11 protein-coding genes and 1 pseudogene (1 of these 12 running past the window's edge) are annotated in these 16,491 nt (G+C 65.6%); 7 read left to right on the top strand and 5 right to left on the bottom strand.

Features of this window, described 5'->3' with window-relative positions; translation table 11 throughout:
* A pseudogene (locus GEV05_11885) lies at window positions 1–1,285 on the bottom strand (response regulator); it reaches 590 nt to the left of the window's first position.
* Window positions 1,286–1,596: 311 nt separating this feature from the next.
* Between GEV05_11885 and gnd the strand changes: the two are divergent.
* Both gnd and zwf read left to right on the top strand, forming a co-directional pair.
* Entirely contained in the window at window positions 1,597–2,598 is a 1,002-nt protein-coding gene (gnd, locus tag GEV05_11890) for a decarboxylating 6-phosphogluconate dehydrogenase (protein MPZ44084.1), read from the top strand.
* Complete coding sequence (zwf, locus tag GEV05_11895; GenBank protein MPZ44085.1) at window positions 2,595–3,989, top strand: glucose-6-phosphate dehydrogenase; 1,395 nt, start codon at window positions 2,595–2,597, stop codon at window positions 3,987–3,989. The genes gnd and zwf overlap by 4 nt, the downstream gene beginning before the upstream one ends.
* A 23-nt stretch (window positions 3,990–4,012) precedes the next feature.
* Here zwf and GEV05_11900 read toward each other — a convergent pair whose 3' ends face one another.
* Both GEV05_11900 and GEV05_11905 read right to left on the bottom strand, forming a co-directional pair.
* Window positions 4,013–4,567 (bottom strand): AAA family ATPase, encoded by a 555-nt coding sequence (locus tag GEV05_11900; protein ID MPZ44086.1) that lies wholly within the window; start codon window positions 4,565–4,567, stop codon window positions 4,013–4,015.
* Complete coding sequence (locus GEV05_11905; GenBank protein ID MPZ44087.1) at window positions 4,564–6,993, bottom strand: phosphoketolase; 2,430 nt, start codon at window positions 6,991–6,993, stop codon at window positions 4,564–4,566. Before GEV05_11905 ends, GEV05_11900 begins: the two co-directional genes overlap by 4 nt.
* Before the next feature lie 190 nt (window positions 6,994–7,183).
* Between GEV05_11905 and GEV05_11910 the strand changes: the two genes are divergently transcribed.
* Complete coding sequence (locus GEV05_11910; GenBank protein MPZ44088.1) at window positions 7,184–8,398, top strand: BON domain-containing protein; 1,215 nt, start codon at window positions 7,184–7,186, stop codon at window positions 8,396–8,398.
* A gap of 43 nt (window positions 8,399–8,441) precedes the next feature.
* Here GEV05_11910 and GEV05_11915 read toward each other — a convergent pair whose 3' ends face one another.
* Window positions 8,442–10,175, bottom strand: a complete 1,734-nt coding sequence (locus GEV05_11915; GenBank protein ID MPZ44089.1) for a potassium/proton antiporter — start codon at window positions 10,173–10,175, stop codon at window positions 8,442–8,444.
* Between the two features lie 477 nt (window positions 10,176–10,652).
* Here GEV05_11915 and GEV05_11920 point away from each other — a divergent pair, with 477 nt between their 5' ends.
* The gene (locus GEV05_11920) at window positions 10,653–13,283 is read left to right on the top strand and encodes an EAL domain-containing protein (GenBank protein MPZ44090.1); all 2,631 of its coding nucleotides are present in this window, start codon (window positions 10,653–10,655) and stop codon (window positions 13,281–13,283) included.
* Between the two features lie 51 nt (window positions 13,284–13,334).
* Here the strand turns inward: GEV05_11920 and chrA are convergent, their stop codons facing one another.
* Window positions 13,335–14,573, bottom strand: a complete 1,239-nt coding sequence (gene chrA / locus GEV05_11925) for a chromate efflux transporter (GenBank protein ID MPZ44091.1) — start codon at window positions 14,571–14,573, stop codon at window positions 13,335–13,337.
* A 210-nt stretch (window positions 14,574–14,783) separates the two neighbouring features.
* On the opposite strand from chrA, the gene GEV05_11930 reads away from it, so the two are divergent.
* Genes GEV05_11930 through GEV05_11940 form a run of 3 tightly spaced genes read left to right on the top strand, consistent with a single transcriptional unit; the run spans window position 14,784 to window position 16,404 of the window.
* On the top strand, window positions 14,784–15,134 hold the full coding sequence (locus GEV05_11930) for a hypothetical protein (protein ID MPZ44092.1): 351 nt from the start codon (window positions 14,784–14,786) through the stop codon (window positions 15,132–15,134).
* A 44-nt stretch (window positions 15,135–15,178) separates the two neighbouring features.
* Window positions 15,179–15,829 (top strand): sigma-70 family RNA polymerase sigma factor, encoded by a 651-nt coding sequence (locus tag GEV05_11935; protein MPZ44093.1) that lies wholly within the window; start codon window positions 15,179–15,181, stop codon window positions 15,827–15,829.
* On the top strand, window positions 15,826–16,404 hold the full coding sequence (locus GEV05_11940) for a hypothetical protein (protein ID MPZ44094.1): 579 nt from the start codon (window positions 15,826–15,828) through the stop codon (window positions 16,402–16,404). Before GEV05_11935 ends, GEV05_11940 begins: the two co-directional genes overlap by 4 nt.
* Window positions 16,405–16,491 lie beyond the last annotated feature (87 nt).

Below are 16,491 nucleotides of genomic sequence, written 5' to 3' on the forward strand. Positions count from 1 at the left end.
GCGCCTCGCGGTCCCGAATCGCGCGCGTGGCTGCGAAGCCGTCCATCTCGGGCATCTGGCAATCCATCAGCACCAGGTCGATTCCGCCTTTCGCCGCCGCCTCGACGGCTTCGCGCCCGTCTACAGCAACCGCGACGTCGACATCCACCGCTTCCAGCATCGCCACGGCCAGCTCGCGATTGACCGAATTGTCCTCCGCGAGCAGCACGCGGCCACTGAAGCTCGATGGCAGCGCATCGGCCGCGGGCGCTGAACCGTCGTGGCCGCGCTGAGCGCGAATCGCCGGTACACGCACCGTGAACCAGAAGGTCGAACCGCGGCCCGGCATGCTGTCGACGCCGATGGTCCCGCCCATCACGTGCGCGAGCTGCTTGGCGATGGTGAGCCCGAGGCCGGTTCCGCCGTACTTGCGACGCAGCGTTGCGTCGCCCTGCGAGAATGCATCGAAGACACTGGCGAGCGCATCCGGAGCGATGCCGATGCCTGTATCTTTCACTTCGAAGCGCAGGACGCAGGCGTCGCCTTCACGTCCGGCGAGGCTCATGCTCACGCGCACTTCGCCGCGTTCGGTGAACTTGATCGCGTTACCCACCAGGTTCGTCAGCACCTGCTTGACGCGGCTCGAATCGCCCACCACGGCCTCGGGCACAGCGCGCTCGGTGCGATGCATCAGCACGAGGCCCTTGCGCGAAGCCCGCTCCGAGAGCAGGTTGACGACGTCGCTCAAGACCTGACGGCAATCGAACTCGACCGCCTCGATCTCGAGCCGGCCGGCCTCGATCTTGGAGAAATCCAGAATCTCGTTGATCACGTTGAGCAGCGTCTCGCCCGAGCTCTGCACCGTTTCGGCATAGTGACGCTGGCGCGCGCTAAGGTCGGTCGACAACAACAGCTCGGTCATGCCCAGCACGCCGTTCATCGGCGTACGGATCTCGTGGCTCATGTTGGCGAGGAATTGCGACTTGGCACGGTTCGCCGCCTCGGCCGCCTCCTTGGTCTCGCGCAGGCTCGCTTCCAGGGTACGATGCCCGCTCAGCGCGGCTTCTAGCTGCGCGTTCGAAGCCTTCAGATCGGCCGTACGGGCCTGCACTTGTAGCTCGATTTCGGCTTTGGCCGCGGCAAGCCGCTCGTCCAGTGCCGCGACCTGACTCAGCATGGCATTGAAAACGCCGGTCAGGATGACTTCGTCGGGGCTCGACGCTGCGTCGACCGGAAGGGGCGTACGCTCGCCGCGGCCGAGCCGTTGTGCCGCTTCGGCAAGGCGACGAATGAATCGAGCATCCATGGGCTGCGCCCTCCGGCGTGACTTCTCGTCGTTCCGACGACATACCGCGCGCAAGCAATCGAGGACCGGCTCGCGGTGTCGCGGTGTTTCGGCAGGAAGTGCGGCATTGTTGCATCGCGTGCGTGCATCGCACGCACCGAAAAGCTCGCCTGGCGCGGGTCAATTCCGCGTTTACCTCGCACGGCGGCGGAAAGGCATACCCGTTGCGGGCTCGCTGCCCATTCGGCTCGCGCTTGCATGCAGCCGCGTATGTTGCGTTTGCATTCAAGGCATAACATTCGGATTCACGACAGCCATCGAGGTGTGACGCTATGGAACTCGGGATGATCGGTCTGGGCCGCATGGGATCCAACATGACGCAGCGGCTGCTGCAGGGCGGGCACCGCTGCGTCGTCTACGACCGGCAGCCCGACGCCGCGCAGCGCCTGGTCGCCGCGGGTGCGAGGCAGGCCGATTCCCTGTCGGACCTTGCGGGCAAGCTCGGGAAGCCGCGCGCCGTCTGGCTCATGGTGCCGGCGGGCGCGGTCGAGGCGACGATCGACGAGCTGCGCCCCTTGCTCGGCGCCGACGACATCGTCATAGACGGCGGCAACTCGCATTTTCCCGATTCCATGCGGCGCGCAGACATGCTGCGCGCGGCGGGCATTCATTACATCGACGCCGGTACCAGCGGCGGCATCTGGGGCCTGGAGCACGGCTACTGCCTGATGCTGGGCGGCGACCCACAGCCGGTCGCGCGGCTCGACCCGATCTTTCGCACGCTTGCGCCCGGCGCGGGCGAAGCAGCATCACCGCCCGGCAACACCGGCGCGAGTACGGCGCCGCAAGGCTATCTGCATTGCGGTGCGAACGGCGCCGGTCACTTCGTCAAGATGGTCCACAACGGCATCGAATACGGCATGATGGCCGCGTACGCCGAGGGCATGAACCTCATGCGCGCCGCGGCTGCACGCGGACGTGGTCCGGCTGCATCCGAGGCACTGCTGCGCTCCGATCTCGACCTCGCGGCGATTGCCGAGCTGTGGCGTCACGGCAGCGTCGTGCGCTCGTGGCTGCTCGATCTGATCGCGCAAGCCTTGCAGAAGGATCCGCAGCTCGCCGCGTTTCGCGGCCATGTCGGCGATTCCGGCGAAGGCCGCTGGACGGTCAAAGCGGGCGTCGACGCCGGTGTGCCGCTGCCGGTGCTGAGCGCCGCGCTTTTCTCGCGCTTCTCATCGCAAGGCGCAGCGGAATTTGCCGACAAGTCGCTCTCCGCCATGCGCGCGGAGTTCGGCGGCCATCACGAGCCGCCTGCGCCAGGACGGCAGCCATGACGGCGCCCGTATCCGATACCGTGGTGCTGTTCGGCGCGAGCGGCGATCTGGCCTACAAGAAGCTCTTTCCCGCGCTGGCGGGACTGACCGCGCATGGCGTCCTGGAGGGTCCGGTGATCGGCGTTGCCCGCACCGAGTGGACCAGCGAACGCTTTCGCGAACAGGCCGCGGCGAGCATCAAGGCGCATGGTCGATTCGAGTCTTCCGCATTCGAAAAGCTCGCCACGCGCATGACCTATGTACAAGGCGATTACCGCGATCCCGAGCTGTTCGAGCGCCTCGACAAAGCGCTGGGCAAGGCGCAGCGTCCGTTGTTCTATCTCGCGATCCCGCCGGATGCCTTCGGGACGGTAATGACGGGCCTTGCGCGCCTGCCTTGCAGCAAGGGCGGGCGGTTCGTGATCGAGAAACCCTTCGGGCGCGATCTCGCCTCGGCCCAGGCGCTCAACCGCACCCTGTGCGAGCACTTCCCGGAAGCGGCGATCTTTCGCATCGACCATTACCTCGGCAAGGAGCCGGTGCAGAACCTGCTCTACTTCCGCTTCTCCAACGCGTTCATCGAGCCGCTGTGGAACCGCCATCACGTGCGCGCGGTGCAGATCACCATGGCCGAGCGCTTCGGCATCGAGGGCCGTGGCGGCTTCTACGAGGAAGTGGGCGCGCTGCGCGACGTGGTGCAGAACCATCTGTTCCAGGTGCTGGCGCTGCTCGCGATGGAAGTGCCGGTCGCCGACGAGGGCGAAGCGATCCGCGACGAAAAGTCGAAGCTGCTGCGCAGCGTGCGTCCGCTCGATCCGACCGATCTGGTTCGCGGCCAGTTCGAAGGCTATCGGTCCGAGCCGGGCGTGGCCGCCGATTCGAAGGTCGAAACGTATGCGGCGCTGCGCCTGCATATCGACTCCTGGCGCTGGTCCGGCGTTCCGATCTTCATCCGCACCGGCAAGTGCCTCGCCCGCACGGCCACCGAAGTGCGCGTGATCTCGCACGAGCCGCCCAAGGCGCTGTTCGAGGACGCGCCGGCGGCCGACTATTTCCGCTTCCGGCTCGGTCCCGGCGCCGTCGAGATCGGGCTCGGCGCGCGCGTGAAGAGCGCAGGAACACGCATGCGCGGCCACGACGTGGAGCTGGAATTCTGCAGCGCGCCCGACGACGAGACGCAAGCCTACGAACGTCTCATCGGCGATGCGATCCGCGGCGATACCGCCTTGTTCGCGCGCCAGGACACGATCGAGGCGCAGTGGCGCATCCTCGAGCCGGTGCTCGGCGCCGGCATCCCGGTGCATTCGTATGCGCAAGGAAGCTGGGGGCCGAAGGAAGCCGACGCGATGATCGCGCCCTTCGGCGGATGGCTCGAACCCGCGGACGGCGATGCAAGTCGAGATCGTCGATAGGCCAGGTCAGTCGATGCGGGGCTCTACTCGGCTTGGTCGCGCGCAGCCCGGAGCCAGTCGAGCGTCTGCGCGACCAGCGCATCGACCGAGTGCGTTGCATCCACGGTCAACGTGGGCGCGGGCTCGTCTTCACCGGGCGGCTCCAGATCGTTCAGTTGGCTGTCGAGCAACGACGCCGGAAAGAAATGACCCTGCCTGCGTGCAAGTCGCTCTTCGAGCACCGCACGCTGCGCATGCAAGTAAACGAACCGCACCGATTGCGGCGAGTAGACGGATCGCACCGCTTGCGGCGCGGTGCCCTCGCCCAGCAAGGCCGCGCGATAGCGGCGCTTGAGCGCCGAACAGGCGTACACCGCCGACGAGCCCGTGCGCGCGTGCTCGCCGATCGAGTGCGCAAGCGCATCGAGCCACGGTGCGCGTTCCTTGTCGCCGAGTGCGATCCCGGCGGCCATGAGCACGTGATTGGACTCAGGGTGGAAATCGTCGCCCTCGAGGAAGGGCCACCCGAGCGCGTCGGCGAGCGCCTTTCCGAGCGTCGATTTACCCGTCGCCGAAGCGCCGATGACGACGATGATCATTCGCCGCCCTGCCCGCCGGCAGTCCCGGTCTGACCTTGCCAGTGCCAGTCGCGCACTTCCGGCATGTCCTCGCCGCGCTGCACGATATGGTGCGCATGCTGTGCGAGTTTGTCTCGGGCGAATGAACGCAACCGCGTGGCATAGCGCGCCGCCTCGGGCACTCGCTGCACGACGTCGAGCAGCAGGTGATAACGGTCGATGTCGTTGCGCACCGCCATGTCGAACGGCGTGGTGGTCGTTCCCTCTTCCTTGTAGCCGCGCACGTGCAGGTTGTCGTGGTTGGTGCGCCGGTAGGTCAGGCGATGGATAAGCCACGGATAACCGTGGTAGTTGAAGAGGATCGGCCGGTGGGTGGTGAAGAGCGCATCGAACTCTTCGTCCGAGAGGCCGTGCGGATGCTCCTCGCGCGGCTGCAACGTCATCAGATCGACCACGTTCACGACCCGCACACGCAGCTGCGGCGCATGCTCGCGCAGAAACCCGACGGCGGCGAGCGTTTCCAGCGTCGGCACGTCGCCCGCGCAGGCCATGACGACATCCGCAGTGTCGTCTTCGTTGCTCGCCCATTCCCACACGCCGATCCCCCTGCGACAGTGCTCCGAAGCGGCGTGCAGGTCGAGCCACTGCGCCTGCGGCTGCTTGCCGGCGACGATGACGTTCACCAGGTCGCGCGAGCGCAGGCAGCTTGCGGCCACCGCGAGCAGCGTATTGGCGTCCGGGGGCAGGTACACGCGAATGATGCCGGCCTTCTTGTTCACCACGTGGTCGATGAATCCAGGGTCCTGGTGCGAGAAGCCGTTGTGATCCTGACGCCACACATGCGAGGTGAGCAGGTAGTTGAGCGACGGGATCGGTCGCCGCCACGGCACCTCCTTGGCGATCTTCAGCCACTTCGCATGCTGATTGAACATCGAATCGACGATGTGGATGAAGGCCTCGTAGCAGGTGAACACGCCGTGGCGCCCGGTGAGGAGATAGCCTTCGAGCCAACCCTGGCACTGGTGCTCCGACAGGATCTCCATCACCCGACCGTCGGGCGCGAGGTTGTCGTCATCGGCCGTGTGCTCGGCAAGCCAGGTGCGCGGCGACGCCTCGAACACGGCATCGAGGCGGTTGGATGCCACCTCGTCGGGCCCGAACAGACGAAAGTTGGCATGCGGCTGGTTGAGCCGCATCACGTCGCGCAGATATTTGCCCAATACGCGCGTGGCCTCGCCTTGGACCGCACCGGGTGCGGGGACCTCGAGCGCATAGCCACGGCAGTCGGGCAGCTCCAGGTCGCGCACCAGCATGCCGCCGTTGGCGTACGCGCTGGCGCTCATGCGCTGGTCGCCCTGCGGCGCAAGGCTGCGCAGCTGCGGCAGCGGCGCGCCGTTCGCATCGAACAGCTCTTCCGGCCGATAGCTCTGCAACCACGCTTCGAGTTGCCGCAAGTGATCGGGCTTGTTGCGCAGCTCGGCGAGCGGAACCTGGTGCGAGCGCCAGCTTCCTTCGGTCTTCTTGCCGTCCACTTCCTTCGGTCCGGTCCAGCCCTTGGGCGTGCGCAGGATGATGAGCGGCCAGCGCGGTCGCGTCACCGCGCCTGCCGAGCGCGCCTCACCCTGGATGCGGCGAATTTCCGCCATGACCGAGTCGAGCGTGGCGGCCATCGCCTGATGCATGCGCTCGGGTTCGTCGCCTTCCACCACGTAGGGCCGGTAGCCGTAGCCGACGAACAGGCTCTCCAGCTCCTGCGCCGGGATGCGCGCGAGCACGGTGGGATTGGCGATCTTGTAGCCGTTCAGATGCAGGATCGGCAACACCGCGCCATCGCGGGCGGGATCGAGAAACTTGTTCGAATGCCATGCGGCGGCGAGCGGACCGGTTTCCGCTTCGCCGTCGCCCACCACGCAGGCGACGATCAGCGACGGATTGTCGAACGCCGCACCGTAGGCGTGCGCCAACGAGTAGCCCAGCTCCCCGCCCTCGTGGATCGAGCCCGGAACCTCGGGCGTGGCATGGCTGCCGATGCCGCCCGGAAAGGAGAACTGCTTGAACAGCCGCTGCATGCCGGCCTCGTCGAGCGACACCTCGGGATAGCGCTCGGACATCGTGCCCTCGAGCCAGGCACACGCTGCCAGCGCCGGGCCGCCGTGGCCGGGGCCCGCGATGTAGATCATGTCCAGCGCGGGGTCTCGGCGCAGCACGCGATTCAGATGCGCCCAGATGAAGCTCAGGCCCGGCGTGGTGCCCCAATGTCCGAGAAGACGCGGCTTGACGTGATCGATCGACAGCGGCGTGCGCAGCAAGGGATTGTCGAGCAGATAAATCTGACCGACCGCCAGGTAGTTGGCCGCCCGCCACCACGCATGCAGCGCGCGCAACGTCTCGGCATCGAGCGGCGCATCGGCGTTTGCAACTGGTGGATCGTCCACGGGTGTCTCCATATCGACTTGACGCGCTGCTGCGTTATGCGCGAGTGCGCCCGCACAAAACAGACCATATCGACAAACGAATAGACAAAACGGGCATCGCGCGTGCTGGTTTGCAGGTGCATCCCATCCGTGCGTCGCGGGACAGTCCGCCTGACAGTTCTTTGGTCTGTCCTCGCGACGCTTTCGTTCAAGGAGAAGCGCGATGACATCCGCCCGCTATCCTTCGCATCCCACCCATGACCAATCCGGCGCCTGGCTGCTGGCCGCGGGAATCGGCGCCGGTCTCATGTATTTCTTCGATCGGCAAAACGGCCGGCGGCGGCGCGCGCTTCTGCGCGATCAAACGGTTCACATGCGCCGCCTCGCGCGGGAAGCAAGCCGCGTGACTGCGCGCGATCTGGCGGGACGCGGCGCCGGCATGATGGCGCTCATCGCTCGGCGCCTCAACGGCGGCGCGCAAGCGGCGTCGGACAGCGCGTTGATCGAGCGCATCCGCGCCAGGCTGGGGCGTGTCGTATCGCATCCGCACGCCGTTCACGTCACGAGCCGCGACGGCCACGTCACGGTGAGCGGTCCGATCCTCGCCGTCGAAGCGCCGCGGCTGCTGCAGTCGATCCGCGGCGTCGCAGGCGTACAAACGATCGACGATCAGCTGCAGGTGCACGAGCGTGCAGGAAACATCTCGGCCCTGCAGGGGGGCGTGCAACGCAACGGTCATCGCTTCGAGCTGCTGCAGGAGAACTGGTCGCCGACCGCGCGGCTGATGACCGGAAGCGCGGGTCTGTTCCTGCTCGGAACCGCGCTGCGCTCGCACGGTCCTGTATCGCTGGCACTGAGCCTGTTCGGGGGCGGGCTGTTGCTGCGCACCGCGACCAATCGGCAGCTTGGCAGTCTTGCCGGCGTCGGCGCTCATTGCCGCGACATCGAAGTGCAGAAGTCGATCACCATCCGCGCGCCGATCGCACGGGTGTTCGACTTCTGGACCCGCATCCGCAACTTCCCGAGCTTCATGACGCGCGTGCGCGAGGTGCAGGAGATCGACGACAGCCGCTCCTACTGGCGCGTGGAAGGTCCGGCCGGGCTGCCGGTGGAATGGACCGCCGAAATCACCCGGGTGGTCCCGCAGAAGTCAATCGAGTGGCGTTGCGACGATCGCACCGCGGTGAAGCACTCGGGCCGAGTGCGATTCGAACAGGATGGGGAAAACGCCACGCGCGTGCACGTGCAGCTGCACTACTTCCCGCCCGCCGGCGCTGTCGGCCATGTCGTTGCCACGCTGTTCGGCGCCGACCCGAAGAGCGGGCTCGATGCCGACCTCATGCGCATGAAGTCGATGCTGGAGACCGGCCATCCGCCGCACGATGCTGCGCGCCCGCTCGGATTGCAGCCACCGCGGCACGGCACGGACGCGGGCTAGCCCGGATATTCGTCGGCGCGCGGGATCCAAGGCGTCAACGAGCCTACTTCGACGACCCAGCCGTCGGAAGACGAAGTCCCACCCGCTTGACCGTACCGTTTTCCACCTCGCGCACGACCACCTCGGCGCTCCCTACGCGCACCCGATCGCCCACCACGACGCGGCCGTGGAAAACCTCGGCCAGGTAGTCCGCAAGCGCTTTGTGCGCATCCTTGTCCTCGACGGGCAGACCGTAGACGGACGCCAGATCGCCCAGGACGGCATCGCCGTAGAGCAGAAAGTCGCCGAAATAGCGATGTTCTTCCAGTCGGTCCGGGAGGCGATGCGGGTCGAACAGGGCGCTCAATTGCGCCAATCCCTGCGGGCGGGTCAGGAAGTAGACGTAATCGCCCGGCGCAAACCGCAGCTCGGGCTGCAGGGTCTGCGGCTCGCCGTCGCGAATGACCGCCATCACGTGAATGCCGTGCGGCAGCGCAAGCTCGCCCATGCGCCGCTCGACCACGGTGCTGCCCTGCTTGGCCTCGTAGCACACCATCTCGTGCTCGAAGTGACCCGGCATGTCGAGCGTGAGCTCGTGCACCGGTTCGATGCTCGGCGGGACTTCCAGCTTGAGTAAGCGCGCCGCCGGTGCCATGGTCCAGCCCTGCAGCACGAGCGACACCAGCACGACGAAAAACGCGACATTGAAATAAAGCCGAGCGTCCTCCAACCCGTACATCATCGGGAACAGCGCCAGCACGATCGGCACCGCGCCGCGCAAGCCGACCCAGCCGATGTAGACCTGCTCGCGCCACGGAAGTCGGAACGGCAGCAAGCTCAACACGACCGCGACCGGCCGCGCAACCAGCATGAGCCCGGCGGCCACGAGCAGTGCCGGTCCGGCGAGCGGCAACAGTTCCGAGGGCGTGATGAGCAATCCGAGAATCAGAAACATGACGATCTGGCTCAACCAGGCGAGACCGTCGTGGACGCGGAAAATATTCTGCGCCGATTGCAGGCGCGAGTTGCCGAGCACGAACCCCGCAATATAGATGGCGAGATAGCCGCTGCCTCCCAGTTCGGCGGAGATCGCGAACACAACCAGCCCCCCCGCCACGGCGAGCAAGGGATAGAGCCCGGTGATCAGCTTCAAGCAGTTGATCAGCCACACCAGCGCCTTGCCGCCGACGTAACCGAGCAGCCCGCCGATGCTGAACTGTTTCGCGAGCGCCGTCAGCAGCGACCATTCGAGCTGCGTGCGCCCGGCGATCAGCAGCTCCAGCAACGCCATGGTGAGGAAGATGGCCATCGGATCGTTGCTGCCCGATTCGATCTCGAGGATGGAGGCGACCCGTTCCTTCAACGTGGCGCCCTGCGTGCGCAGCAGCGCGAACACGGCGGCCGCATCGGTGGAGCCGACGATCGCGCCAATCAGCATGCCCTCCAGCCACCCCAGGTGCAGGATCCAGGCTGCGAACAGGCCGACCACGACAGCGGTCGTCACCACACCGACGCTGGCAAGGCTCATGGCGGGCCACAGGGCAACGCGGAACGTTTCGCGCTGCGTGCGCATGCCACCGTCGAAGATGATGACCGCGAGCGCGAGCGTGCCGATCACGTAAGAGATTTCGAAATCGTCGAACGCGATGCCGCCTGGGCCGTCTTCGCCGGCCAGCATGCCGAGCAGAAGAAACACGAGCAGCAGCGGCGCGCCCACGCGCGACGAGATATCGCTCGCCACGATGCTGATCAGCAGTAATGCGGCGCCGATGAGGACGGCGTAATTCCAGTATTCCACGGATCTCTTCCGCTTGTCCGCGGTCCCGGGCAAGCCGCGGACCGATCGCGTTTCGCCGCAGGACCCGTTACCCACCAGCCGCTTGCCGCCGGGTCAACCGCCAAACTCCGCGGGCGCAGCTGCGGCTGCGTTATTGTTCGTTATTGTTGTGACGAATCACATATGTAGCCGGGAATCCACAGCTTCGCAAGCACCCTCATGGCGGCACAGGCGCGAGCGCTGATGCGTGCTGGAGCGGGAGCGGCCCCGCGGCTCGCGCGGCAAGCCTTCCGCGAGATCGAACGCTCTCGCGCACGATGCGCTCAATGCCGCGCTCACGCGAAATCCGACACACGCGCTTCGCTGACCGCGTGTGTTCGGCGGCTGCATAGTGGACTACTTGCAGAGCCATCGTGCCGAGTGCAACATACTGCAACACACGTCATGATCTTCACATTCGCCGCACTGCCCGCTCGTGGGCAAGCGCACGCACGCTAGATGGATCCGAGACTAAAGGTCCTGTTGCTCGAAGATTTGCCCACCGATGTCGAACTGATATCGCGGCAATTGGGCAATGCCGGCCTGGAATGCGAGATTGCATGTGTTGCCGACGAAGCGGCGTTCGTGCGCGAGCTGGAGGCGTTCGCGCCCGACTTGATCCTGTCGGACTTTTCGCTGCCGCTGTTCGACGGGCTGAGCGCGCTCGACATCGCGCGGGCGAGGCGGCCGGACATACCGTACATCTTCGTCTCGGGCACGATCGGGGAAGAGCGTGCCATCGAATCGATCAAGCGCGGCGCCACCGATTACGTGCTCAAGAGCAACTTGCGCCGCCTTCCGGCCGTCATCACGCGCGCCCTGACCGAAGCGCGCGAGCGCGCGGCGCGGCAGCAAGCCGAGCAGGCATTGCGCACGACCGAGGAGCGCTTCCGCCTGCTGGTCAACGGCGTCAACGATCACGCCATTTTCATGCTCGATCCGGCGGGCAACCTCGTGAGCTGGAACCCCGGCGCCGAGCGGCTCATGGGCCATTCGGAGAACGAAGTGCTCGGCCGCGCATACGGCTTGTTCCATCGCCTGGTTACCGACTCCCGAACGCCGCTCTCGCCGGAAGCGCAATTGGCGCAGGCAGCGGCGACGGGCCACCTCGGAGTCGAAGGGCTGCTCACGCGCAAGGACGGCTCGCAGTTCTGGGCCAATGTCAGCATCACGCCGCTTTACAATGAAATGCCGGCCGTGCGCGGCTACGCCGTGGTCACGCGCGACATCACCGAGCGCAAATCCAGCCAGGACAAGATCGCACGCCTGAGCCGCATCCATGCCGTGTTGAGCGGCATCAACGCGGCAATCGTGCGCATTCTCGATCGCCACGAACTGTTCCGGGAAGCATGCCGGATCGCGGTCGAGGACGGAAACTTCGATGTCGCATGGATCGGACAGGTCGATGCGGAGCGTACAGCGGTGACGATGATCGCGCAGGCGGGAATCGGTGCGCAGTGGCTGCTCGATGCTCAGTACGGCGCGGGCGGTGCGCAGCCGGCGCAGGGCATGGTCGCCGAGGCTATCCGAAGCGGGCGTGCGGTATACAGCAACGACCTGACCGGCGAGGTGAGCCCAGCCTCGCCTCGGCGCCAGGAAGCGATACGCCGCGGGTATCGCTCGGCCATCGTGTTGCCGCTCGTCATCGGCAAGCGGGTGGTGGGCAACCTGACGCTGATCGCCGCGGAACCGGGCATCTTCAACGAAGACGAGATCAAGCTGCTCAACCAGCTCGCCGCCGATATCTCCTTCGCGCTCGATCACATCGAAAAAGAGGAACGGCTCAACTACCTCGCCTACTACGACGCACTGACCGGTCTGCCGAACCGAACGCTGTTCAGCGACCGTCTGGGTCGGCTGGTGCAGGCGCATCGGCCGGGTGATGCCCGCATCGCCGTGCTGTTCATCGATATCCCGCGCTTTCGCCTGGTGAACGAATCGTTCGGCCGCAGCGCCGGCGACGCCGTGCTGCAGGAAGTGGCGAAGCGCCTCGGCGACATCTGGCCCGACGCGGGCTCGCTCGCGCGCGTGGGAGCGAACGCCTACGCCGTGATGCTGGCCGATACCCGGGATGCCGCCCAGGTCGCGCACCTTTTGGAAACCTCCGTCACGCGGGTGGTGGAAGCCCCGGTAAGGATCGCCGACCAGGACCACAAGCTGGCGCTGGCCTGCGGCATTGCCCTCTTTCCGGACGACGCCGCCAACCCGGACGAGTTGCTGCGCAATGCCGAAGCGGCGGCGAACAAGGCCAAGAGCTCGGGCGAACGCTACCTCTTCTACGAACCGGGCATGAATGCCCGGGTGGCGAAAACGTTGCAGCTGGAGAACAAGCTGCGGCGTGCGCTCGATAACGACCAGTTCGTGCTGCACTACCAGCCGAAGCTCGATCTTCGCACGCAGCGCGTGGTCGGACTGGAGGCGCTCATCCGCTGGAACGATCCTGACAGCGGGCTCGTTCCGCCGCTCGAATTCATCCCCATACTGGAGCAGACGGGGATGATCCTGAACGTCGGCCGGTGGGCGATCGAAACCGCCGTGCGGGAATACGCGCGCTTGCATGCCGAGGGAGTGCCCTGTCCTCGTATCGCCGTCAACGTCTCGGCCGTGCAATTGCGACGGCGCGACTTCGTGCAGGAGGTCGAAAAGGCGATCGCGGGCGCGACTTCGGGGGCGCACGGACTCGATCTGGAGATCACGGAAAGCCTTGCGATGGAAAACGTCGCCGACAACATCCCGAAACTGCAGGCGCTGCACGCCATGGGCATCGGTGTGGCGATCGACGATTTCGGCACCGGCTATTCATCGCTCGCCTATATTTCTCGGCTACCGGTGGCGGCGCTGAAGATCGATCGCTCCTTCATCGTGAACATGACCCGCGGCGCAGAAGACATGGCAATCATATCGACCGTCATCGGGCTCGCGCACGACCTGCGGCTGAAGGTTATCGCGGAAGGCGTGGAGTCGGAGGAGCAAGCGCAGCTTCTCAGCCAGCTCGGATGCGACGAGCTGCAAGGCTATCTGCTCTCGCGGCCGATTCCGGTCGAACAGCTGGGCGCGCTGCTGGAGACGATACACGCAAGGCAGCGGTGAGCCGCGCGGGAGCGCGCTGCGCGGGAGGTCGAGCTCCGCTGCAGGTGCTCGTCATGTTGCCGGCATCCACGCGCTCGCCTGCACCAGCAGCCAGCCGCCCAAGGCGCTCAGGACGACGACCAGCCAAGGCGGCAATTTCCAGAATACGAGCAAGGCGAACGCAACCAGCCCGAGCGCAAAGTCGGCCGGCGCCTGGATGGCGCTGGTCCACACCGGATGATAGAGCGCCGCCAGCAGCAGCCCGACAACCGCCGCGTTGACACCCGCAAGCGCCGAGCGTACCGGAGCCAGGCGCCGCAGGCGGTTCCAATACGGAAGCACGCCCACCATCAACAGGAACCCCGGCAGGAAGATGGCCACGATGCAGAGCACCGCCCCAGGCCAGCCGTTGGGTTCGGATGTCATGATCGTTCCCAGGTAAGCGGCAAACGTGAAGAGCGGCCCGGGGACCGCTTGCGCGGCACCGTAGCCGGCGAGGAAGCGATCGTTCGTGACCCAGCCGGGCGGCACGACTTCGGATTGCAGCAGAGGCAATACCACGTGCCCGCCACCGAACACGAGCGATCCCGAACGATAGAAGCTATCGAATATGGCAAGGGCCTGGCCCGGATAGAGTCCCGCCGCGACCGGCAAGCCGATCAGCAAGGCGAAAAACAGCCCGAGGCACACCGCGCCGGCCGCTTTGCCGAACGGCATGTCGAGCTCGGCATACGCGTTATCGCTTTTTCCTGCCAGGAACAGCCAACCGGCCAGTGCACCGATTGCAATCGCGGCGACTTGCCCCATCGAAGTGGGCCAAGTGGTTACGAGTACCGCGGCGAAGACGGCGACCGTGAATCGATGCGCGTCCGGACAGAGATTCTTCGCCATTCCCCATACCGCCTGGGCAACCACCGCAACGGCGACGATCGCAAGACCTTGCAGCCAGCCCGCATTCAAATCGCCGGCAAAACCATCCACGCCGTACGCGAACAGGATCAGCGCCAGCGCCGAAGGCAGCGTGAATCCCACCCATGCGGCAAGGGCTCCGGGCAGCCCGGCACGCGCCAGGCCGATGGCGATTCCGACTTTGCTGCTGGCCGGACCCGGCGTGAATTGCGAAAGTGCGACCAGATCGGCATAGGCGGCCTCGTCGAGCCACTTGCGGCGCGCAACGAACGCCTCGCGAAAATAGCCGATATGCGCGACGGGCCCGCCGAAGGAGGTCAGGCCGAGCACAAGGAACGCCTTGAATACCTCGGACACAGAACCCGGACTTGGGCTGCCGCACAACGGCTTCGACTGTTGCATCGCTCCTCCCCGCGAATGACCCGCGCTGCGGGCGGCGAACCGCCCCGCTCGCCCCGAAGAGCGAAAACGCGGCCGAGCGCACTATTTTTCCTGAAAACCCAATCCAGCAGCGCACGATTGACGTTTGGTGTTTGTAACAGATGAATCGCGCAGCGCAAGGCGTGCAGCGATAGCCGATGGACGTGTGGCACTGAGGAGAAGGTCAGCTCGATGAGCGGCGAAAATATTCTGCGCGAGAAAGCGCGCGAACTGATACGAACCGGGAAACTGCCCTCCCGCCGCCCCGATCGTGTTTGGGGCGGGGCAGGCTTCGCAGGCTGCCCGTGCATGCTATGCGGTGTTGCGATCAAGCACGATGAAATGGCGGTCGAATTGGAGTTTACGCGTAACGCCGAGGCGGACTCGACCAACGCCCATCTCCATGTCCGCTGCTTCCTCGCCTTGGAGCTGGAGCTTCTGAAATCCGAAGCGGCCAAGATGCCCACGCACCCCAGCCACGCACCCCAGTCCGCCCTCCCTCGGGCTGGCGCGGGGAACCCCGCGGACGCGCCATTGCCGTAAAACCGGCTTGCCAACCATGATTTCAGCATCCAAAATCCGTCGCCATGGGTGCAATGAAACATGTGCCCGAGGGGCAGCCTGGCGCTTCGGTGCTAACTCTCGGCGATCTGCTCTATGGCGACAAGCCGGACAACACTCTGTCCGAAATCGACTTGGTGGCGCTTGTGCAATGCATGGCCGCGGGCGATTTGCGGGCGTTGCAAGCGCTGTATGAACGAACACATCGGATCGTATTCACCTTGATCGTGCGAATCACCAACAATCGCGAGACCGCCGAAGAGCTCACAGTGGATCTGTTCCACGATCTGTGGCGGCGCGCAGCGAGCTACGATGCGGCCAACGGATCGGTCATGGGCTGGATCATGAATCAGGCGCGCTCCCGAGCGATCGACCGCTTGCGCTTCGAGCAGCGCAAGAAGCGCGTCAACCAGCATCCGGACGAACCGGTTTGGGCCGCGGCTGCGAGCAATCCTCACGACAGCCTGGAGATGCAGCAGCAGTCCCGCCTGCTACGAAATGCCATGGCCGAGTTGAGCCCGCACGAGCGGCAGGCGATCGAGACGGCCTTCTTCTCCGAGCTCACGTACGCGGAGACCGCGGCACGGCTGAACGAGCCGCTCGGGACCGTCAAAACACGAATTCGCTCCGGCCTGCAGAAGCTCAGAATGGCTCTGGCAGGCAGGTGGGAAGCATGAGCTCAACGAGCAATCGCGGGATGGACCATTCGGAGCTGGTCTCCCTGTACCTGCTGCAGGCATTGCCTTCGAGCGAAGTGCCTGGAGCGGAAGCGCACATCGCCCGGTGTCCCGATTGCCAGAGCGAGCTGCAGACGCTGCGCCCGGTGGTCGACACCCTGGTTTTCTGGCCGACCGACGTGTTGCGCCCACCGCAATCGCTGTGGGGACGCCTTGCGCAGCGCGTCACGGGAGAAGCGGGTCGCGAAGCGGCGATACCGGCGCCTCGTCGATGGGAGGAGCCCGAGTGGAAGGAAGTGGCGCCGGGCATTTCCTGCAAGATCTTCGCGACCGATTCGGAGAAGCATCGCGTCAGCATGCTCGTGCGCCTGGCGCCCGGAACCGATTATCCGCCTCACGTCCATGCCGGCGTCGAAGAGTTGCATCTGCTCCACGGTGAGCTGTGGATAGACGATCGCAAGCTCTATCCCGGCGACTACAACAGAGCCGAGCCCGGAACCGCGGACAAGCGCGTCTGGAGCGAAACCGGCTGCACCTGCGTTCTCGTTACGTCCACTCGCGACGTTCTCGCATAAGCTCGAAGCGGCTTGAGCCGCACGGAGCCGAGCCGCGCTCTATTGAGCAAAGCAGCCCTGCGAAGCGAAGCAGCCCTGCGCTGACCA

The sequence above is a fragment of the Betaproteobacteria bacterium genome, assembly GCA_009377585.1.
Taxonomy (GTDB): Bacteria; Pseudomonadota; Gammaproteobacteria; order Burkholderiales; family WYBJ01; genus WYBJ01.